The sequence below is a fragment of the Mycobacterium sp. genome, from assembly GCF_049278535.1.
Classification (GTDB): Bacteria; Actinomycetota; Actinomycetes; order Mycobacteriales; family Mycobacteriaceae; genus Mycobacterium.
The window spans coordinates 1-21,531 of record NZ_JBAPMI010000379.1 but is presented as its reverse complement, the minus strand read 5'-3'; the positions used below and the strand labels follow the sequence as shown (position 1 = coordinate 21,531).

At 65.0% G+C, this 21,531-nt stretch carries 17 protein-coding genes and 1 pseudogene; 14 read left to right on the top strand and 4 right to left on the bottom strand.

Annotated elements, in window-relative coordinates:
- The 7 genes and pseudogenes from WAO18_RS24680 to WAO18_RS24650 form a co-directional block, all read left to right on the top strand.
- Positions 1-1,570 (top strand): annotated as a pseudogene (locus WAO18_RS24680) (glycerol-3-phosphate 1-O-acyltransferase); the annotation flags it as partial.
- A gap of 24 nt (positions 1,571-1,594) precedes the next feature.
- On the top strand, positions 1,595-3,592 hold the full coding sequence (locus WAO18_RS24675) for a cytochrome c oxidase assembly protein (protein WP_422208851.1): 1,998 nt from the start codon (positions 1,595-1,597) through the stop codon (positions 3,590-3,592).
- Positions 3,593-3,764: 172 nt separating this feature from the next.
- The gene (ssb, locus tag WAO18_RS24670) at positions 3,765-4,217 is read left to right on the top strand and encodes a single-stranded DNA-binding protein (protein ID WP_422208850.1); all 453 of its coding nucleotides are present in this window, start codon (positions 3,765-3,767) and stop codon (positions 4,215-4,217) included.
- A gap of 72 nt (positions 4,218-4,289) precedes the next feature.
- Entirely contained in the window at positions 4,290-5,966 is a 1,677-nt protein-coding gene (ettA, locus tag WAO18_RS24665; protein WP_422208849.1) for an energy-dependent translational throttle protein EttA, read from the top strand.
- Positions 5,967-6,011: 45 nt separating this feature from the next.
- Complete coding sequence (locus WAO18_RS24660) at positions 6,012-10,832, top strand: NAD-glutamate dehydrogenase (protein WP_422208848.1); 4,821 nt, start codon at positions 6,012-6,014, stop codon at positions 10,830-10,832.
- Positions 10,829-11,245, top strand: a complete 417-nt coding sequence (locus WAO18_RS24655) for an acyl-CoA thioesterase (protein WP_422208847.1) — start codon at positions 10,829-10,831, stop codon at positions 11,243-11,245. Before WAO18_RS24660 ends, WAO18_RS24655 begins: the two co-directional genes overlap by 4 nt.
- Positions 11,233-11,904, top strand: a complete 672-nt coding sequence (locus WAO18_RS24650) for a hypothetical protein (protein WP_422208846.1) — start codon at positions 11,233-11,235, stop codon at positions 11,902-11,904. Before WAO18_RS24655 ends, WAO18_RS24650 begins: the two co-directional genes overlap by 13 nt.
- Here WAO18_RS24650 and WAO18_RS24645 read toward each other — a convergent pair whose 3' ends face one another.
- The 3 genes from WAO18_RS24645 to WAO18_RS24635 are packed head-to-tail and all read right to left on the bottom strand — an operon-like array spanning position 11,905 to position 14,968.
- Positions 11,905-12,939, bottom strand: coding sequence for a pyridine nucleotide-disulfide oxidoreductase (locus tag WAO18_RS24645; protein WP_422208845.1), 1,035 nt, complete (start codon positions 12,937-12,939; stop codon positions 11,905-11,907).
- Between the two features lie 32 nt (positions 12,940-12,971).
- Entirely contained in the window at positions 12,972-14,564 is a 1,593-nt protein-coding gene (locus WAO18_RS24640) for a glycoside hydrolase family 13 protein (RefSeq protein ID WP_422208844.1), read from the bottom strand.
- Positions 14,564-14,968 carry a globin gene (locus tag WAO18_RS24635; RefSeq protein WP_422208853.1) on the bottom strand — a complete coding sequence of 135 codons (405 nt, stop codon included), beginning with the start codon at positions 14,966-14,968 and terminating at the stop codon, positions 14,564-14,566. The genes WAO18_RS24640 and WAO18_RS24635 overlap by 1 nt, the downstream gene beginning before the upstream one ends.
- Before the next feature lie 151 nt (positions 14,969-15,119).
- On the opposite strand from WAO18_RS24635, the gene WAO18_RS24630 reads away from it, so the two are divergent.
- From WAO18_RS24630 to WAO18_RS24620, 3 genes are all read left to right on the top strand, one after another.
- A complete protein-coding gene (locus tag WAO18_RS24630) occupies positions 15,120-15,776 on the top strand; it encodes an HNH endonuclease (protein ID WP_422208843.1) in 657 nt (218 codons plus the stop codon).
- Positions 15,777-15,843: 67 nt separating this feature from the next.
- Complete coding sequence (locus WAO18_RS24625) at positions 15,844-16,071, top strand: hypothetical protein (RefSeq protein ID WP_422208852.1); 228 nt, start codon at positions 15,844-15,846, stop codon at positions 16,069-16,071.
- A complete protein-coding gene (locus tag WAO18_RS24620; protein ID WP_422208842.1) occupies positions 16,058-16,525 on the top strand; it encodes a DUF5130 domain-containing protein in 468 nt (155 codons plus the stop codon). The genes WAO18_RS24625 and WAO18_RS24620 overlap by 14 nt, the downstream gene beginning before the upstream one ends.
- A 15-nt stretch (positions 16,526-16,540) precedes the next feature.
- Here the strand turns inward: WAO18_RS24620 and pepN are convergent, their stop codons facing one another.
- Complete coding sequence (gene pepN, locus WAO18_RS24615) at positions 16,541-19,123, bottom strand: aminopeptidase N (protein ID WP_422208841.1); 2,583 nt, start codon at positions 19,121-19,123, stop codon at positions 16,541-16,543.
- A 98-nt stretch (positions 19,124-19,221) separates the two neighbouring features.
- On the opposite strand from pepN, the gene WAO18_RS24610 reads away from it, so the two are divergent.
- From WAO18_RS24610 to WAO18_RS24595, 4 genes are all read left to right on the top strand, one after another.
- A complete protein-coding gene (locus tag WAO18_RS24610; RefSeq protein ID WP_422208840.1) occupies positions 19,222-19,833 on the top strand; it encodes a DsbA family protein in 612 nt (203 codons plus the stop codon).
- 28 nt (positions 19,834-19,861) lie between these two features.
- Complete coding sequence (locus WAO18_RS24605) at positions 19,862-20,344, top strand: ribose-5-phosphate isomerase (RefSeq protein ID WP_422208839.1); 483 nt, start codon at positions 19,862-19,864, stop codon at positions 20,342-20,344.
- A gap of 5 nt (positions 20,345-20,349) precedes the next feature.
- Positions 20,350-21,147 carry an Fpg/Nei family DNA glycosylase gene (locus WAO18_RS24600; protein WP_422208838.1) on the top strand — a complete coding sequence of 266 codons (798 nt, stop codon included), beginning with the start codon at positions 20,350-20,352 and terminating at the stop codon, positions 21,145-21,147.
- A gap of 81 nt (positions 21,148-21,228) precedes the next feature.
- The coding region (locus tag WAO18_RS24595) for a hypothetical protein (RefSeq protein WP_422208837.1) at positions 21,229-21,531 on the top strand (303 nt) is incomplete at its 3' end.

Below are 21,531 nucleotides of genomic sequence, written 5' to 3'. Positions count from 1 at the left end.
CGGCGCTGGAAGCTCATCCCGCGGTGTTGCTGTTCTCGCACCGGTCCTACATCGACGGCGCGGTGATGCCGGTGGCGATGCAGGAAAATCGTCTGCCGCCGGTGCATGTATTCGCAGGTGTCAACCTGGCATTCGGGGTCATGGGACCGCTGATGCGTCGCGCTGGAACGATCTTCATCCGTCGCAATATCGGCAACGATCCGCTGTATAAATACGTGCTCAGGGAATACGTCGGCTATGTGGTGGAAAAGCGCTTCAATCTGAGCTGGTCCATCGAGGGAACCCGCTCACGCACCGGCAAGATGCTGCCGCCCAAGCTCGGACTGATGAGTTATGTGGCGGACGCGTACCTCGACGGTCGCAGCGACGACATTCTGCTGCAAGGGGTTTCGATCAGCTGCACGAGACCGCCGAGTATGCCGCTTACGCGCGCGGCGGCGAGAAGCGACCCGAGGGCCTGAGTTGGATGTACAACTTCATCAAGGCCCAGGGCGAACGTAACTACGGCAAGATCTACGTCCGCTTCCCCGAGGCCGTCTCGATGCGGGACTACCTCGGACGATCTCACGGCCAGATCGCTGAGGATGAAGGCGCCAAACGACTTGCGCTGCAGAAGATGTCGTTCGAAGTAGCGTGGCGGATCCTACAATCCACGCCGGTGAACGCAACCGGCCTGGTGTCGGCACTTCTGTTGACGACTCATGGGCTGGCGTTGACGCTGACACAGCTGCATCACACCCTGCAGGATTCGCTGGACTATCTCGAGCGCAAGCAAACTCCGATGTCCACCAGTGCATTGCGGCTGCGGACACCCGAAGGTGTTCGTGCGGCGGTGGACTCGCTATCCAACGGCCATCCCGTCACCCGCATCGACAGTGGCCGAGAACCGGTGTGGCGCATCGCACCCGAAGACGAGCACACCGCGGCGTTCTACCGCAACTCGGTGATTCACGCATTCCTGGAGACCGTGATCGTAGAGCTGGCGTTGGCGCACGCCGGGCACGCCGACGGTGACCGGTTGGAGGCGTTCTGGAATCAGGCCATGCGGCTGCGCGACCTGTTGAAATTCGACTTCTACTTTGCCGATTCGGCCGCATTCCGTCAGAACATCGCCGACGAGATGGCGTGGTACGACGATTGGGAAGCCCACATCGCCGGGGGCGCTGCCGAGATCGACGCGATCCTGTACGCGAAGCGACCTTTGATGTCGGACGCGATGTTGCGGGTGTTCTTCGAGGCCTACGAGATCGTGGCCGACGTGCTTCGCGATGCCCCGGCGGATATCGGCGCAAAGGACCTCACCCAGTTGGCGCTCGGTGTCGGCAAGCAGTACGTCGCGCAAGGCCGGGTGCGCAGCAGCGAGCCGGTGTCGACTTTGTTGTTCGACACCGCGCGCCAAGTCGTCGCCGACCAGGATCTGCTCAAACCCGCGCCAGATCTGGCTGAGCGTCGCGTCGCGTTTCGCCGCGAATTGCAATCCATCCTCCGGGATTTTGACCACGTCGGACAGATCGCGCGCAACCAATTCGTCGCCCGCGAGGCAGAGGCACGCGGTGTGGGACGCCCGTAAGAGGCGCGACCGTACGCTTTATTCATGACGGATGCTCCGGCTGCCAGCCGCCGCACGGTGGTGTGGCCACTGCTGGTCGGGGTGGCGACGCTGGCCGGTTGCACCGCGGCCGGCATCGGGGCGCTGTCGCTGGCCGCCGCGCTGACCGCCACCGGGTTGCCCGATCCCGGTCCGGTGACCACGATCGGCCTGCCGTTCGTCCGGGCCGCCGGTGAGGTCGCCGCCGTTGTGGCCGTCGGATCTTTTCTGTTCGCGGCGTTTTTGGTGCCGCCGCAGGAGAACGGCGTCCTGGACGTCGATGGCTATCGCGCATTGCGGGTGGGGTCGGTGGCCGCCGGAGCATGGGCCGTGTGCGCCGCACTGCAGGTGCCGCTGACCATTTCCGATGTCTCCGGTCAGCCGATCACCGCCCACCTGAACCCGGCGACGCTGTGGTCGCTGGCCAGCCTGATCAATATCTCTGCGACGTGGCGGTGGACCGCGTTGTTGGCTGCGGTGCTGACGGTGGCCAGCGTGCCGGTGCTGCGGTGGTCGTGGACGCCGCTGCTGGTGGCCGGGTCGTTGGTCACCCTGTTGCCGCTGGGGCTGACCGGCCACTCGTCGGCCGGCGGTTCGCATGACCTGGCCACCAACAGCCTGCTGATCCATTTGGTCGCGGGCAGCCTGTGGGCGGGTGGCCTGCTGGCGTTACTCACCCATGTATCACGTGGCGGCCGGCATGCCGATCTGGCTTCGCGACGATTCTCGACGATTGCGTTGTGGTGCTTTATCGCGATGGCGGTCAGCGGGGTCGTCAACGCGCTGGTGCGGATCCTGCCGTCGGATCTGCTCACCACAAATTACGGACGTCTGGTGGTCATCAAGTTCGTCGCGCTGTGCTTGCTCGGCATCACCGGTTGGCGGCAGCGGCGCTCCGGAGTCGCTGCGATGCAAGCCGACCCGAACTCACGAGCCGCTCTGGTCCGGCTGGCATTGATCGAGGCGCTGCTATTCGGTCTGACGTTCGGCGTCGCCGTCGGCCTCGGCCGCACACCTCCACCGCCGCTGCCGATCGGCGTGCCATCGATATCCGACATCAAAATCGGCTACGACTTCGCCGGCCCGCCCACCCCGGTCCGGGTGCTCTTCGATTGGCGGTTCGACCTGATCTTCGGCTCGGCCGCAATCGTGTTCGCCGCTTTGTATCTGGCGGGCGTGCGTCGGCTGCGTGGCCGCGGCGATGCGTGGCCGATGGGCCGGACCGCGGCTTGGCTGCTGGGCTGCGCGGCGCTGCTGTTCGTCAGCTCGTCGGGGATGGGCAGGTACATGCCGGCCATGTTCAGCATGCATATGGCCGCTCACATGATGCTGTCGATGCTGGTGCCGATTCTGCTCGTGTTGGGTGGGCCGGTCGGCCTGGCGCTGCGGGCGCTGCCGGCTGCCGGTCGCGGCGATCCGCCGGGCATGCGGGAATGGCTGCTCGCCGCCTTGCACAGCAAGATCTCGAGGTTCCTCACCAATCCGGTCGTCGCGACGGCCCTGTTCGTTGCCGGGTTCTATGGGCTGTACCTGGGTGGCCTGTTCGACGCCGCGGTCGGGAGCCACGTCGGGCACGTTGTGATGAACCTGCATTTCTTGGCCAGCGGCTACCTGTTCTATTGGGTGGTCATCGGTGTCGACCCGACGCCGCGGCCGATCCCGCCGCTGGCCAAGGTGGCTGTGGTCTTCGCGTCGCTGCCGTTGCACGCATTCTTCGCAATCATCTTGATGAGCATGCAGAAGGTGCTCGGCGAAAGCTTCTATCGGTCGCTGCACCTGAGCTGGCATACCGATCTGATCGGGGATCAACGGCTCGGCGGTGGAATGGCTTGGGCCGCAGGGGAAATACCGCTCGTCGTTGTCATGATCGCGTTGCTGGTGCAATGGTCGCGTAGCGACCAGCGAACCGCGCGGCGATTGGATCGTGCCGCCGACCGCGACGAGGACTCCGAGCTCGCGGCGTACAACGCGATGCTCGCCGAGTTGGCCCGCCGCGACCACTAGGTACCGACAGCCACTTGCCTCCCTGGAGAGGCGGGCGCTTATCCCCAGTGGTGTCGTGATCCCCAACGCCGGCGGGGCTGCCCTGTCACGCGGCGAGCGCGTCGGTGTCTGCTGGCTGACTGGTCCCAGCACCGGCGGCGAGGCGCCGTCGCATCGAAGAAAAGGATGAGCAATGTTCGAAACGCCGCTGACTGTGGTCGGCAACATCGTCAACGACCCGATACGTCGCACGGTCGGAGATCACGAAGTACTGAAATTCCGGGTCGCGAGCAATTCCCGACGCCGCGTCGGCGACGGCACGTGGGAGCCCGGCAATTCGCTGTTCGTCACCGTGAACTGCTGGGGGCGCCTGGTGTCCGGGGTTGGCGCCTCGCTCGGCAAGGGCTCGCCGGTGATCGTGGTGGGCCACGTGCACACCAGTGAGTACGAGGACCGTGACGGCATCCGGCGGTCAAACCTGGAGATGCGGGCCAGCTCAGTCGGTCCTGACCTGTCCCGTTGCATCGCCCGCGTGGAAAAGACGGTTACCTCGGTGCCGGATGCTGCGGCGGATACCACTGATGCCAGCGACCAGGAAGACGCCGACAACGACGAGTCGCGGGTGAAGGTCTCACTGTCGGCTTAGTTGCGTCGACATGGCGGTGCCTAGGATGGGGCGCGAGCAATCTCTCGCAAACCAGAAAGGCAACACCGCGGCATGGCTGAGTTCATCTACACGATGAAAAAGGTCCGCAAGGCGCACGGCGACAAAGTCATCCTCGACGACGTCACCTTGAGCTTTTATCCGGGCGCCAAGATCGGTGTCGTCGGCCCCAACGGGGCGGGTAAGTCGAGCGTCTTGCGGATCATGGCGGGGCTGGACAAGGCGAACAACGGCGAAGCCTTCCTGGCCACCGATGCGACCGTTGGCATCCTGCTGCAGGAGCCGCCGTTGAACGAGGAGAAGACCGTTCGCGGCAATGTCGAAGAAGGCCTCGGCGACATCAAGGTCAAACTTGACCGCTTCAACGAAGTCGCCGAACTGATGGCCACCGACTACTCCGACGAGTTGATGGAAGAGATGGGCCGGCTGCAGGAAGACCTCGACCACGCCAACGCCTGGGATCTCGACTCGCAGCTCGAGCAGGCGATGGACGCCCTGCGCTGCCCGCCGCCCGACGAGCCGGTCACGCATCTGTCCGGCGGTGAGCGGCGCCGAGTGGCGCTGTGCAAGCTGCTGCTGGCCAAGCCGGACCTGCTGCTTCTCGACGAGCCGACCAACCACCTCGACGCCGAGAGCGTGCAATGGCTCGAACAGCACCTGGCCGCATACGAGGGCGCGGTTCTGGCGGTCACCCACGACCGGTACTTCCTGGACAACGTGGCCCAGTGGATCCTTGAGCTCGACCGTGGCCGCGCCTATCCCTACGAGGGCAACTACTCCACCTACTTGGAGAAGAAGGCCGAGCGGATCTCTGTGCAGGGCCGCAAGGACGTCAAGCTGCAGAAGCGGCTGACCGACGAGCTGGCCTGGGTGCGTTCCGGCGCCAAAGCCCGCCAGGCCAAGAGCAAAGCTCGCCTGCAGCGCTACGAGGAAATGGCGGCCGAAGCGGAGAAGACCCGCAAGCTCGACTTTGAGGAGATCCAGATCCCGACCGGCCCGCGGCTGGGCAACCTGGTGGTCGAGGTCGAGCACCTCGACAAGGGCTTCGAAGGGCGCACGCTGATCAAGGACCTGTCGTTCACACTGCCGCGCAACGGCATCGTCGGCGTCATCGGTCCCAACGGTGTCGGCAAGACGACGCTGTTCAAGACAATCGTCGGCCTCGAACAGCCGGACAGCGGCATCGTGAAGGTCGGCGAAACCGTGAAGCTGAGCTACGTCGATCAGTCGCGCGGCGGCATCGACCCGAAGAAGACGGTCTGGCAGACCGTCTCCGACGGCCTGGACTACATCCAAGTCGGGCAGAACGAGATCCCGTCGCGGGCCTACGTCTCGGCGTTCGGTTTCAAGGGCCCTGATCAGCAGAAACCGGCGGGGGTGTTGTCCGTTGGCGAACGCAACCGGCTCAACCTGGCGCTCACTCTCAAAGAGGGCGGCAACCTGATCCTGCTGGATGAGCCGACCAACGACCTCGACGTCGAAACCCTCGGCTCGCTGGAGAATGCGCTGGAGAAATTCCCCGGCTGCGCGGTGGTGATCTCTCACGACCGCTGGTTCCTCGACCGGACCTGCACGCACATCCTGGCGTGGGAAGGCGACGACGACAACGAGGCCAAGTGGTTCTGGTTCGAAGGCAACTTCGGTGCGTACGAGGAGAACAAGATCGAGCGGCTGGGAGCCGAAGCGGCGCGTCCACACAGGGTGACTCACCGGAGGCTCACTCGCGACTAATGTCAGGCAGGCCAGCGTTGGTATGCGTGCTGAGGAGCGGTCGGCATGACGGTTAATGCTCTGGACTGGACGAAGTTCACTGACAGCCAAGAGATTCCCGAGTGGATCTCGATGGCCTACACCGACAGCTACCAAGGCCCCCACGACGACGAGGCCGCGGCCGCCGCGGAGTCCGCACTCCAGCCGATATCGGCTCCCGCGCTGACGCCGGCGTTGCTGGCTGCCCATTACCGGCTCGGCGCGCATCGGCCGGCGGGGGAGAGCCGCGTCGCCGTCTACCCGCATGACAACCCGGGCGGATTCGGTCCCGCGCTCCAAGTAGTCACCGACGACGGCGCGATGCTGATGGATTCGGTCACCGTCCTGCTGCATCGGCTTGGCGTGGCGTACACGGCAATCATGAACCCGGTTTTCCACGTGCGCCGGGACAGCGCCGGAGAGCTGCTCGCGGTGGGGCCGAAGGATTCCAGTGGCGAAGGGATCGACGAGACCTGGATCCATGTCCAACTCGTGCCGTCGGTGGACCGCAACGCCTTACATGAAGCCGAACGCCTGATGCCGGGTGTGCTCGCCGACTTGCGCCGCGTCGCAGCGGATTCGACGGCGATGATCACCGTGCTCAACGACCTGGCCGACGACGTCGAAAACAACGCGAACGATCACTACCCAGGCGCCAGTGGCGGCGACGTCGCCACACTCTTGCGCTGGTTGGCCGACGGGCATTTCACGCTGCTGGGATATCAACGCTGCCCGGTGCGTGACGGACGTGTGTCGGGCGATACGGCAACGGCCAGCCTCGGTGTGCTGCGCCGCCGCAAGGGGTCTCGTCCTCGGCTGACCGAGGACCACGAATTGCTGGCGTTGGCGCAGACCGATGTTGCGAGCTATCTGCGCTTCGGTGCTTACCCGTATGTCTTCGCCGTCCGGGAAAACGCCGACGGCACCGTCTTCGAGCATCGCCTCATCGGGCTCTTCACCGTTGCGGCGATGAATGCCGACGTGTTGGAGATCCCGATCATCTCGCGCAGGGTCCACGACATGCTGGCGCTGGCCGACCGCGACCCCGGCTACCCGGGTCAGCTGCTGCTCGATGTCATCCAGACCGTACCGCGCTCAGAGCTTTTCGCGCGCAGCGCCGAGCAGCTGCTGGCGATGGCCAAGTCGGTCGTCGACCTCGGATCCGGGCGCCGCGCACTGCTGTTCTTGCGCGCCGACCGCCTCGAGTACTTCGTCTCTTGTCTGGTCTATCTGCCGCGCGACCGCTACACGACGGCAGTGCGCCTGCAGATCGAGGACATCCTGGTCAGTGAGTTCGGCGGCACCAGTCTCGAATTCACTGCCCGCGTCACGGAATCGCCTTGGGCGCTTTTGCATTTCATGGTCCGGTTGCGCGAAGACAAGGCCACACAGATAGACACATCCGACGCCAACCGGCTGAGGCTTCAGGCACTGCTGAGCGAGGCCGCGCGTACCTGGTCGGACCGGCTGCTCGGCGAGGCAGCCGCGGCGGGCGCTGAGCCCATCGAAGCGGAGCATTACGCTGGTGCGTTCTCCGAGGCGTACAAACAGGTCGTCACTCCGGCGGATGCGATCAACGACATCGCCATCTTCGAGGAGCTGACGCACGACTCGGTCAAGCTGGTGCTGTCCGACCATGACTATGACGAAACCGTCCGTCTAACATGGTATTTAGGTGGCTGTACGGCGTCACTGAGCCAGCTGCTGCCGATGCTGCAGTCCATGGGTGTTGTCGTACTGGAGGAGCGCCCGTTCACCGTGAACCGCCCCGACGGTTTACCGGTGTGGATCTACCAGTTCAAGATCGCGCCGCAACCCACGGTCCCGCTGGCGCAGCCGGGGCCCGAACGCGAGGCGACCGCTCAGCGCTTCGCCGACGCGGTGACTGCGATCTGGGAAGGTCGCGCCGAGATCGACAGGTTCAACGAGCTGGTGATGCGCGCCGACCTGACTTGGCAGCAGGTCGTGCTGCTGCGGAGCTATGCGAAGTACCTGCGGCAGGCCGGCTTCCCATACAGCCAGTCCCACATCGAATCGGTGGTCAACGAAAACCCGGATACCGCACGGTCATTGGTTGTCTTGTTCGAGGCGCTGTTCGATCCCGATCCGTCGAGCTCGCCGAAGAGTCGTGACGCGCAGGCCGCGGCTGCGGCGGTCGCCGCGGACATCGACGCGCTGGTGAGCATGGACACCGATCGTGTCCTACGGGCTTTCGCCGAGCTGATTCAGGCCACGCTGCGCACCAATTACTTTGTGAAACAACCTGGATCGGCTCGCAGCCAGAACGTGCTGTCGCTGAAGCTGGATGCGCAGCTGATCGAGGAGCTTCCACTGCCGCGCCCGAAATTCGAGATCTTCGTGTATTCGCCCCGCGTCGAAGGTGTGCACCTGCGATTCGGTTACGTGGCACGCGGCGGCTTGCGTTGGTCAGACCGTCGGGAAGACTTCCGCACCGAGATCCTGGGTCTGGTCAAGGCGCAGGCGGTGAAGAACGCGGTCATCGTGCCAGTCGGCGCCAAGGGCGGCTTCGTCGTCAAACAACCGCCGCTGCCCACCGGCGATCCCGCCGCTGACCGCGAGGCCAACCGCAACGAAGGTGTCGACTGCTACAAGCTGTTCATCTCCGGCTTGCTCGACATCACCGACAATGTCGATCACACCACCCGTGAGGTCAGCGCCCCGCCCGGAGTCGTGCGACGCGACGGCGACGACGCCTACCTGGTGGTTGCCGCCGACAAAGGCACCGCAACGTTTTCCGATATCGCCAACGAAGTCGCCGGGTCGTATGGGTTCTGGCTGGGTGATGCCTTCGCATCCGGTGGATCGGTCGGTTACGACCACAAGGCGATGGGCATCACTGCCAAAGGCACCTGGGAGGCGGTAAAGCGCCACTTCCGCGAGATGGGCGTCGACACCCAGACCGAGGACTTCACCGTGGTCGGTGTCGGCGACATGAGCGGCGACGTTTTCGGCAACGGCATGTTGCTGTCCACACACATTCGCCTGCTGGCCGCCTTCGACCACCGGCACATCTTCTTGGACCCCAACCCCGATCCCGCCTCGTCCTGGCAAGAACGACGACGGATGTTCGACCTGGCCCGGTCCAGCTGGGACGACTACGACTTGTCGCTGATCAGCGAGGGCGGTGGGGTGTACAGCCGCGAGCACAAATCCATCCCGATCAGCGATCAGGTACGTGCGGCGCTGGGCATCGAAGACGATGTCACCGAGATGGCGCCGCCTAATCTGGTGCGCGCGATTCTGCGGGCCCCGGTGGATCTTTTGTTCAACGGCGGGATCGGAACCTATATCAAGGCCGAAGCGGAGTCCGATGCGGACGTAGGTGACCGGGCCAACGATGCGTTACGCGTCAACGCGAACCAGGTGCGCGCGAAAGTTGTTGGCGAGGGTGGCAATCTCGGTGTCACGGCACGCGGTCGGGTCGAGTTCGATCTGTGCGGCGGGCGGATCAACACCGACGCGATGGACAACTCGGCCGGTGTGGACTGTTCCGACCACGAGGTCAACATCAAGATCCTGGTCGACTCGCAGGTGACCGCCGGCAAGATCGATCCGGGCGAACGCACCCAGCTGCTCGAGTCGATGACCGACGAGGTCGCCGACCTGGTGCTCGCCGACAACGCTGACCAGAACGATTTGATCGGCACCAGTCGCACCAACGCCCCGAGTCTGCTGCCGGTGCACGCCGACCAGATCAAGTACCTGGTGGCCGAGCGAGGGCTCAACCGCGAACTCGAGGCGCTGCCCTCGGAGAAAGAGATTGCGCGCCGGTTCGACGTCGGCCTCGGGCTCACCTCGCCGGAACTCGCGACGCTGATGGCACACGTCAAGCTGACGCTCAAAGACGAACTGCTGGAATCCGATCTGCCGGATCAAGAGGTGTTCGCCAGCAAGCTGCCCCGGTATTTCCCGTCCCAGCTGCGCGCCCGGTGCGGCCCGGCGATCCGCTCACACCAACTGCGACGGGAGATCGTGACGACCATGCTGGTCAACGATCTGGTGGACACCGCCGGTATCAGCTACGACTACCGGATCACCCAGGACACCGGGGTAGGTCCCGTGGACGCCGTGCGCACCTACGCCGCGACCGACGCCATCTTCGGCATCGGGCAGCTGTGGCACGACATCCGCGCGGCCGGGCTGCCGATCGCGGTGTCGGACCAGATGACGTTGGATTTGCGTCGGCTCATCGACCGGGCCGGGCGCTGGTTGCTCAACTACCGGCCGCAGCCATTGGCGGTGGGCGCCGAGATCAACCGATTCGCCAAGAAAGTGGCAACGCTGACGCCGCGGATGTCGGAGTGGCTGCGCGGTGACGACAAGACGATCGTGGAGAAGGAAACCGCGGAATTCGTCAAGCAAGGCGCCTCGGAGGATATGGGCTACATGGTGGCCACCGGCTTGTATCGGTACAGCCTGCTCGACGTCATCGACGTCGCCGACATCGAAGACCGCGACCCAGCCGAAGTCGCTGACACGTATTTCGCGTTGATGGACCGGTTGGGAACCGACGGTCTGCTGACCGCGGTATCCGAACTGCCGCGGGCTGATCGTTGGCACTCGTTGGCGCGCTTGGCGATTCGTGATGACATTTACTCTTCGCTACGCTCGCTGTGCTTCGACGTGCTCGCGGTGGGTGAGCCCGACGAAACCGGCGAGGAGAAGATCGCCGAATGGGAACACACCAGCGCGTCGCGGGTGGAGAGGGCCAGGCGGACACTTGTCGAAATTCATGACAGCGGGCAGAGAGATCTGGCCACACTGTCGGTGGCGGCCCGCCAGATTCGCTCGATGACCCGCACCAGCGGGCGAGGAGCGGCAGGTTGAGCACTCCGGGATTCGTTGCGCCCGTTCCAGTCCGGTGGTCGGACATCGACATGTATCAGCATGTCAACCACGCGACCATGGTCACGATCATGGAAGAGGCCCGCGTCCCGTTCCTGTCGCCGGCGTTTGCTGCGGACATCCTCGAAATCGGTCTGTTGATCGCCGATGTGCGGGTCACGTACAAGGGTCAGCTGCGGCTGGTTGATTCGCCGCTGCAGGTCACCATGTGGGTAAAGCGGTTGCGGGCAGTTGATTTCACGCTGGGCTACGAGGTGCGTTCGGTAAGTGCCGACCCGGAATCGAAACCCGCCGTCATAGGTGAGTCGCAGCTTGCCGCATTCAACATCGACGAACAGCGGCTGGTGCGCTTGGCGCCGCATCACCGGGAATACTTGCAGCGGTGGCTGAGGTAACCGAGCGGGGTGTCTGGCTGGGTCCAGAATCCGTCGCCGCCCATCGTGCCGACCTGGCTGCGTTCGCTGAGCGGGCGGCGCGGCTCGACGCCGCAACCGTGATCCGGTTGCGTACCCGTTCGCCGGGCGAATTCGTCGCCTGGGCTTCCACGGGTTTAGACGTGCTCGCCAGCAGGGTGGTGGCCGGCGTCGTTCGGCCCGACGACTTGTCGGTTGGTGCAGACGAATTGGCGGGAGGACTGGCCGCGGTCGACAGCTCTGGTTATGTGAATCCAGGCTTCCCGATGGACTCCGCGTGGCGCGGAGCATTGCCGCCGGACTCGGGCTTTGTTCACCTTGACGATGTACCGGCCCGGCACATGCTCGATCTGGCGCAGCGCGGTGCGCAGTTGGCCAAGGAGCACGGCAGCGCTCAGGGGCCTCCGGTGTCGCTGCTGGACCAAGAGGTGATTCGGGTCAGCTCGGCCGGCGGCAGCGTCGGCGTTCCGATGCGATGTGTATTCGCCTTGACGGCAATGGGTTTCCTGCCGCAGTCGGCCGACGCTGTCCCCGCCGACGAGATCGTGCGGGTTCGCATGCTGCCGGCCTGGTTGCGCATCGACGCGCGATTCGGTTCGGTGTACCGGCGACGCGGCGACCCGGCGCTGGTACTGCGCTGACTACGTCGAGTAGCGCAACCACAATGGCAATACCTCATCCAGGTGGTCGATGAACTTCTTCAGGCCGACGCGGTATTCGACGTAGCCGTAGCGGTCGACCGCGCGCGCTGGAAATGCGATCCCGACACCGAAGAGTCCGGGGGCCAGAATGCCGTTGTCGGGGTTGTAATCAAGCTGACCCCATTGTCTGGTTTCGGGCAGCGTCCTGCGTTCAAGGCCGACCGTGTACACCGCGAGATCGCACTCGGCAAGCTTTTGGTCGAAGTCCGGGCCATCGACCAGGCACCGTTCCAGGCGGTCGGGCAGCACTCCGTCGATATTCTCCCGAGCCCAGACCGCTGCCCGGCCTTTGAGGCCAGAGTCGTCGAACAGGATCCAATCATCCAAGTAGACGGCATATTTGAGCGGGCTGCGGTAGAAGTTCACCACTTTTGCCACCGGGTGACGCAGCAGATGCGGAAGCACGATCATCGACGAGTGCGACGAACCGAACACCGCGACCGTGGCGTTCTCCAGCGGTTGTTCGGCCAGCTTTTCCGGGTCGAGGGCGACTTCGAGCGGAATCTCCGGCAGCTGCGGATAGTCAAGCGACTTCGGTATTGCTCCCACTGCCAGAATCACATTGGCCGACGTCACGTCCTGCAATTCCGTTTCTATCCGCCACTGCCGGTTCTCCAAAACCAAACCAGTGGCCGTGGTTTCGAAGGTGTCCACCCGCTCCCGTAATTGCTCGGTAATCCACCGCAGCGGGTCAGCTACCAACGCGAGGGCGCAGGTCTCTTCGGGGTCGATTTCCGTCAGCGGCATCGGGGGCGCTGCGGAGAACCGGAATGCCTTGGCGCCGTTCAGATAACTGAGAAAGAATCCGACCTGCGTGTTGCTGGAAACCGACCGCCACTTCGCGCCGATATCTCCGCCGGCAAAGGCGGGATCGATCCAGGCGATGTCGGTGTCGGCGATGCCGAGGTCGAGTAGTTTCCCCACGGCCGCGATGCCCGCAGGTCCTGCGCCGATTACCGTCCACGCGTACGTCATGCGTTATGTATAGAGATGCGCGCGGCGATGCGCTACCCGCGGGTGTCAGACGACACGAGCCACGCGGCTGCGTTGGGCGGTAGCTCACCGCCGACCAGTGGCGTGCTGGTCAGAAGCTGTTCGCCGTCCGGCAGCGGTATCGGCTGCGTGCCGGTGTTCAGCACGCAGCGTAATCCGTCGTCGCCGCGGGCGAAGGCAAGCGTGTCGTCGGGCGCTTTCAACCATTGGATGTTCGCGCCCGTGAATTCGATACGGCTACGCCGAATTTCGAGGGCGTGCTGAAAAAACGACAATGTCGAGTCGGCGTTGAGCAGTTGCTTCTCCACCGTGAGCGACTCCCATTCCGGCGGTATCGGCAACCAGGTGTCCGCCGATGTGGAGAAAGCGAACGGGGGAGCGTCGCCACGCCACGGAATCGGAATGCGGCATCCGTCGCGGCCGCGGACGGTGTGACCGGAACGCTCCCAGGTCGGATCGCGTAGTGCCTCGTCGGGCAATTCGACATTCGGCAGGCCCAATTCCTGCCCATTGTAGAGAAATACCGCGCCAGGCAGAGCGAGCGTCAGCATCGCCATCGCGCGCGCCCGGTCCAGCCCTACGTCGCCGCCGCCGTAGCGGGTGGGCGCCCGGACGACATCGTGGTTTTCCAATGTCCATGTGGGGGTGGCATTTTCGATGGCCGCTGCATCAAGGGTGTTGTCGATCGAACCATGGATCTCGGTGATGTCGAATTTGGCCCGTACCATGCGAAAATTGAAGCCCAGGTGCAGTTCGTCGGCGCGCAGGTACTCGGCCCAGCTGGCGTTGTCGAAGACCCAGACCTCGCCGATGGTCACCGCCTCGGGATAGTCGTCCATCACCCGGCGGATATTGCGGTGAATCGCATGCACATTGGGATGGTTGAACCGTGGATCGCCGTCGCTGAGCATCCGGGGCCGCATCTCGACATCGCTGTCCGGAAGGCCCGGCGGTTTCGCCATTCCGTGTGCGACGTCGATGCGGAAACCGTCGACGCCGCGCTCCAGCCAGAACCGCAACGTCTTCTCGAGGTCGTCGAAAACCTCTGGATTATCCCAGTTGAGGTCCGGCTGTTCGACGTCGAAAAGATGCAGGTACCACTGCCCGGGACTGCCGTCGGGCGCCACAACGCGGGTCCATGACGGCCCGCCGAAGACGGACTGCCAGTTGTTCGGCGGCTCGGCGCCGCCGGCTCCGCGGCCGTCGCGGAAGATGTACCGGTTCCGCGCGGCGCTGCCCGGTGCCGCGGCCAGTGCCTCGCGGAACCACGGGTGCTCCGAACTGGTGTGGTTGGGCACCAGATCCATGGTGATTTTGATGCCGCGCTCATGCGCTGACGCGATCAGGCCTTCGAAAGCGGCCAGGTCGCCGAACAGCGGATCGATGTCGCGCGGATCCGATACGTCGTAACCGTGATCGGCCATTGGGGACACCATGATCGGGCTGAACCAGATCGCGTCGACCCCCAATCGGTCCAGGTAGTCCAACCGTGCCGCAACACCGTCAATGTCGCCGACGCCGTCGCCGTTGCTGTCGGCGAAGGACCGTGGGTACACCTGGTAGAACACCGCGTCCGCCCACCACGGCCGCTGTTGGCGTGAGCCCATCAGAACTCCGAGTTGACCAGGGAGTGGGCGGCCATTTCCAGGTAGTCGAGTAACGCCTTGCGGTGTGCGTCGTCGAGAGTCGCGGAGTCGACGGACGCGATCGCGGTGTGCATGCAGCGCAGCCAGGCATCGCGCTCAAACGGCCCGATCTGAAACGGCACATGCCGCATCCGCAATCGGGGATGGCCGCGTTGCTCGGAGTATGTCCGCGGGCCGCCCCAGTACTGTTCGAGGAACATCCGCAGCCGTTCCTCGGCGCCTTCGAGGTCATCTTCGGGGTAGAGGCGCCGCAGAATTTCGTCCTCGGCGACCAGCGCGTAGAAGCGCGACACGATCGCATGGAACGTGTCTGCCCCGCCGACAGCGTCGTAGAAGGTCTCTTGTGGTTGTTCCATCGCTTCCATTGTGGGCCATGCCCAAAACAGGTCGCTGAGCGACATATGAACCTTGGCCACGCACGCCGCTACCGGCTGTTCACTGGATTGACCAGCGAACACCGGCCAATTTGGCGTGCGCTCGCTGGCGAATCGTGATGGACTGTTCGACGGAGGACGTATGGCGCAGCGCAAGAAACGCGGCAGCCACCACAGTTCAGGTGCCGCGGCGGGCTACACCAGGCCCATGACGGGTTCTACCCTGCACAGCGTCCAAGGCGTCGAAACCCACCCGCCCGTTGCGCACGACGGTGGCTCGATCTGGAATCGCCGCCGGGTGCTGCTGCTGAACTCCACCTATGAGCCGTTGACGGCATTGCCCGTCCGGCGGGCCATCATCATGCTGATCTGCGGCAAGGCCGATGTCGTGCACGACGACCCGACCGGCCCAGTCATCCACTCGTCGACTCGATCGATCGCGGTGCCCTCGGTGATCCGGTTGCGCAACTTCGTGCGGGTGCCCTATCGGGCCCGCGTCCCGATGACCCGGGCGGCATTGATGCACCGGGACCGTTTCTGCTGCGCATACTGCGGGGCCAAGGCCGACACCGTCGATCATGTGGTGCCGCGCAGTCGCGGTGGCGACCACACGTGGGAGAACTGCGTGGCGTGCTGCTCGACGTGCAACCACCGCAAGGGCGACAAGTTGCTGAACGAGCTGGGCTGGTCACTGCGCTGGCCGCCGACGTCGCCCAAGGGCCAGCACTGGCGGCTGCTGTCGACGGTCAAAGAGCTCGATCCCGCCTGGGCGCGATACCTCGGCGAAGGCGCGGCGTAGCTCGACGACGATGCGTGCCGCGTGGCCGTCGGTTCGCCGGTGGGATACGGTTTGCGTCGTGAGCACGATGGAAACCCACTCGCTGTTTCTTGGTGTCCCGTTGTTGCTGGTCATTCTGCTCGTGGCGCTGATCTGGTCACGCAAGGGTCCGCACCCGGCGACCTACAAATTGTCGGAGCCCTGGACGCATCCGCCCATCCTGTGGGCCGCCACCGATGAGGTTGTCGGTCATGGCGGACACGGCCATGGCGCCGCCGAGTTCAGCGTGGGAGGTGGCGCAAGTGGCAAGTGGTGAGGTCGCAACCGTGCAGCCCGCCGAGCTGCCGCACGGCTCGGCGATCACGACCAGTGGGCGAATCTCGGGCGTCACCGAGCCGGGCGAACCCTCGGTGCACTACCCGTTCCCCATCGACGATCTGGTCACCCTGGATGAAGCGCTGACCTACGGGTCGCGGGCGGCCGGCGCGCGGTTCGCCGTCTACATCGGCGACCTGGGTAGCGATACCGGGGCGCGCGCGAGAGAGATCCTGGCCAAGGTGCCGACTCCGGACGACGCGGTGCTGATCGCCGTCTCCCCGGATCAGCACGCGATCGAGGTGGTCTACGGCTCGGGTGTCCGCGGCCGCGGGGCCGAATCGGCTGCGCCGCTTGGTGTGGCCGCCGCGGCCTCGGCGTTCCAGGACGGCAAGCTGATCGACGGTCTGGTCAGCGCGGTCCGCGTGACCAGCGCCGGCATCTCGCCCGCCTAGCGGGCTGCAGCCTTCTCAGGCCTGTGCGCCTGCGTCGAACCGACGGGCCCGCAGCGACCGCTCGATCCCGGCGCGGCCTTCGAGTACCAGTCGGCGCAGTGCCGGCGGCAGCTCGGGATCGCCGAGAAATGTGTCCGCGGCGGCGAGGCCGTCGTCGCTGACGTCCCACGACGGGTACAGGCCGACCACTACCGTCTGGGCGACCTCGCTGGAGCGGCGTTCCCAGATTCCCCGGATCGCCGCGAAGTAACGCGCACCGAACGGCTTGAGCAGCTCAGCCTGTCCCGGTTCGACGAAGCCGGTGATGATCGACCGGCCGACGATGTTGGGAAGCGTGTCGTCTTCGGTGACCTGCGTCCATGCCTTTTCCTTGACGGCCGACTGCGGCCGTGCGGCCGAGGCCTGCGCGCCGTGCCGTCGCCCCGCCGCGGTCGGGTCGCGCTGCACCTCGGCGTCGATGAACGGCGACTCGGGGCCGTCGCCATCGATCTCGCCGGCGGCGGCCAGCGCGGTCACGATGCGCCAACGCAGATCGGTGTCCACGGTGAGGCCGGCCAGGTCCACGTCGGCGGGATCGCGATCGAGAAGGTCGGCGAGCGCCACCGCATGCCGGGTCGACAACACCGATGTGCAGAGCGCGTTGACGAATGCCAGCTGATGGTCCGAGCCCGCCGCCGCGGCGCGGGCCAATTCCAGCAGCCGGTCGGCGAATGCCGGCCAGCCCTCCGAGCGGGCCCACTCCGGATCGGCGTACGAACCCAGCGCGGTCTGTGCCTGTAGCAGCAGCCGCTGCGCAACACCGACCTCGGTTTCGGCCTGGATGCCGCCGGAGACCAGCGTCACGAAATCGCGGGCCCGCAGCTCCGCATCGCGGGTCATCTCCCACGCCGCCGACCACACCAGCGTTCGGGGCAGCGGTTCAACGATGTCGGCGATCCGGTTCAGAGCGACCTGCAGGGAGTCAGGATCCAGCCGCAGCGAGCAGTAGGTCAGATCGTCGTCGTTCACCAGAATCAGCTGGCCGCGCGAAACGCCAACCAGCGCAGGAACTTCCGTGCTTACACCGCTGACATCGAGTTCTTCGCGATGGGCCCGCACCAGCTTGCCACTGCCGTCGTCGTCATAGATGCCGACCGCCAGGCGATGGACCCGGGTCTCGCCGGCGCCGGGCGCGGCGCCGCTTTGAGTGACCGCGAAGCGGGTGAAACGGCCGTCGCCGTCGACGTCGAAGTCCGCGCGAAGCGTGTTGAGCCCGGTCGTCTTCAGCCATTGCCGGCTCCAGTCGGACAGGTCGCGGCCCGAAGCCTTCTCCAGCGCGGCGAGAAGGTCGTCGAACGTCGCGTTGTCAAACGCGTGTGCGCGGAAGTAATCGCGCAGACCCGACAGGAAATGCTCCAGGCCCACGTAGGCCACCAGCTGCTTGAGCACGCTGGCGCCCTTGGCATAAGTGATGCCGTCGAAGTTGACCTCGACGGCGGCCAGATCGGGAATGTCCGCGGCGACCGGGTGCGTCGACGGCAGCTGGTCTTGGCGATAGGCCCATGACTTTTCGGCGTTGGCAAACGTGGTCCACGCCTCGGCGAATTCGGTGGCCTCGCTTTGGCACAGCACCGATGCGAAGGTGGCGAAAGATTCATTGAGCCACAGGTCATCCCACCACTGCATGGTGACCAGATCGCCGAACCACATATGCGCCATCTCGTGCAGCACCGTCTCGGCGCGCCGCTCGTAGGACGCCCGGGTGACCTTGCTGCGAAAGACGTAATCCTCCAAGAACGTCACCGCGCCCGCGTTCTCCATCGCACCCGCGTTGAACTCCGGCACGAACAACTGGTCATACTTGCCGAACGCATACGGCACGCCAAAGTTCTTGTGGTAGAAGCCAAAACCCTGCTTGGTCTGAGTGAACAGCCGCTCGGCGTCCATGAACTCAGCCAAAGTGGCACGGCAGAAGAGGCCCAGCGCGATCTCACCGTGCTCGTCGCGGTAGACGTCATCCCAGCGCGCATACGGACCGGCGATCAGCGCGACCAGATAGGTGCTCATCCGCGGGGTGGTGGCAAAGGTGTGCACGCCGCCGTCGGCGCTCGCCGTCGCGCCATTGGACACCACCTGCCAGTGCTGCGGCGCGGTCACCTTCACGTCGAACGTGGCCTTGAGGTCGGGCTGGTCGAAGCACGCGAACATCCGCTTGGCGTCCGCGGTTTCGAACTGCGAGTACAGATACACCTCGCTGTCGACGGGGTCGACGAATCGGTGCAGGCCTTCGCCGGTGTTCGAGTAACGGCAGTCGGCGTCGACCACGACCACGTTGTGCTCGGCCAGCCCGCTCAGTGCGATACCGGTCGACTCGTCGTACCCGGACACGTCGAGTTCGCGGTCGTTGAGGGTCGCGCTGCGGATGGTGCCGGCCGCGATGTCGATGACAGTGTCGGCGCCGGGAAGGGCGTCGAACGTGACCGTCGTGATCGAGCGGAATGTGCGCTCGCCTGGTTTGCCGGCGCCGTCGGTGAGGTCCAAGTCGATTCGGTAATTGTCGACGGTGACCAGTGCTGCGCGTTCGACGGCCTGACCACGGGTGAGGTTGGGGAGTGCCACGTGTCCAACTTAGGCAATCAGCGCCGGCGGCGGGAATTGGACTGCCGCGACTAGGGTTGTGCTTGTCGGCTCATAGACCGTCAAGGAGAGGATCCAGTATGTCCGAGAAGTCAGTCGCCGATTTCTGGTTCGACCCGTTGTGCCCGTGGGCGTGGATCACTTCTCGCTGGATCCTGGAAGTGGAAAAGGTCCGCGACATCGAGGTGCACTTTCAGGTGATGAGCCTCGCGGTGCTCAACGAGAATCGCGAGAACCTGCCCGCGGAGTACAAGGAGCGGCTGTCCAAGGCATTCGGTCCGGTGCGGGTGGCGATCGCTGCCGAGCAGGCCCACGGCTCCGAAATCCTGGCGCCGCTGTACAAGGCGATGGGCACCCGAATTCACAATGAGGGCAACAAGGACCTCGACGACGTCATCAAGCAGTCGCTCGCGGAGCTGGACCTGCCGGCGGAGCTGGCCGCCGCTGCGACCAGTGACGCCTACGACGAAGCGCTGCGTAAGAGTCACCACGCCGGGATGGACGCAGTTGGCGACGACGTCGGCACGCCCACCATCCACATCAACGGGACGGCGTTCTTCGGCCCGGTGCTTTCGAAGATCCCGCGCGGCGAAGAGGCGGGCAAGCTCTGGGATGCGTCGGTGACCTTCGCGGCCTACCCGCACTTCTGGGAGCTCAAGCGCAGCCGTACGGAGGCCCCCGAGTTCGACTAGAACCGGTCGTCGGTGCAGGATCACCGTCATGCGCGTCTACCTCGGCTCCGACCACGCCGGCTACGAACTCAAACAGCACATCATCGAGCACCTGGAAGAAACCGGCCACGAGCCGATCGATTGCGGAGCCTTCACCTATGACGCCGAGGACGACTACCCGGCGTTCTGCATCGCGGCAGCCCTGAAGACGGTGGCCGATCCGGACAGCCTGGGGATCGTCCTGGGCGGATCTGGCAACGGTGAGCAGATCGCCGCCAACAAGGTTGCGGGTGCGCGGTGTGCGCTGGGGTGGAGTGTGGAGACCGCGTCGCTGGCCCGCCAGCACAACAACGCTCAGCTGATCGGCATCGGCGGCCGCATGCACACGGTCCCCGAAGCGCTGGCGATCGTCGACGCCTTCTTGACCACCCCGTGGTCGAAAGCTGAACGCCACCAACGGCGTATCGACATCCTCGACGAATACGAGCGCACTCATCAGGCGCCGCCGGTCCCCGGCGCCGACGGCGGGTAGCCGGCGTGCCGGAAGGGCATACCCTGCACCGACTGGCCCGGCTGCACCAACGCCGCTATGCCGGTGCCCCGGTAGCGGTATCCAGTCCGCAGGGCCGTTTCGCGGCGTCGTCCGTCGACGGGCAGGTACTGCGACGGGCCACCGCGTGGGGTAAGCATCTGTTTCATCACTACGACGGCGGCGCGACGGTGCACGTGCATCTCGGTCTGTACGGCAAGTTCACGGAGTGGACGCGATCCGATGACACCATGCCCGACCCGGTCGGTGCGGTGCGGATGCGGATGGTCGGCGCTGAGTACGGCACGGATCTGCGTGGACCGACGGTGTGCGAAGTCATCGATGAAGCGCAGGTCGCCGATGTGGTCGCCCGGCTCGGGCCCGATCCTCTGCGTCGCGATGCCGATCCGGCGTGGCCGTGGGCACGAATTAGCAAGTCACGCAGGCCAATCGGTGCACTGCTGATGGACCAGACCATTATCGCCGGCGTTGGCAACGTCTACCGCAACGAGTTGTTGTACCGCCATGGCATCGACCCCTATCGGCCGGGCCGAGTGCTCGGCGAAGAGGAGTTCGCCACGGCGTGGACCGACTTGGTGGACCTGATGAAGGTCGGACTGCGCCGCGGCAAGATCATCACTGTGCGGCCCGAGCATGACCATGGCGCACCCTCCTACGGCGCGGGTCGGCCGCGCACCTATGTCTATCGCCGCGCAGGGGAGCCGTGCCGGGTGTGCGGAACCGCTGTCCGCACAGCCGAATTGGAAGGCCGCAACCTATTCTGGTGCCCGACCTGCCAGACGTGAACGACGTATCGCCGGCCGCTTCTCATCTGGCCGATAGGATCCGCTGGGCCAGCGCATAGCCTGCGGATATAGCCATAACCCATGAACAAGTTCGCGAGTTGTGCGATCGCGTCGGCAGCGATCGCAGCGGCTTTGGGATTGACGGGTGTGGGCGGCGCGACCGAGGGCCACGCGCAGCCGGGGCTGAACTGGTGTCCCGGCGACTTCTGGGATCCGTCCTGGGGAACTAATTGGGACTGGAACGCCTGCCACAGCAATTGGACGCCACCCTCGAACACCACCAACGGGCCGACCATCGTGCAGCGACCGCCGCACGTCGGTGGACCGGGCGGACCGGGTCACCCGGGAGGCCCCGGCGGACCTGGCGGTTCCGGCCCCGGCGGC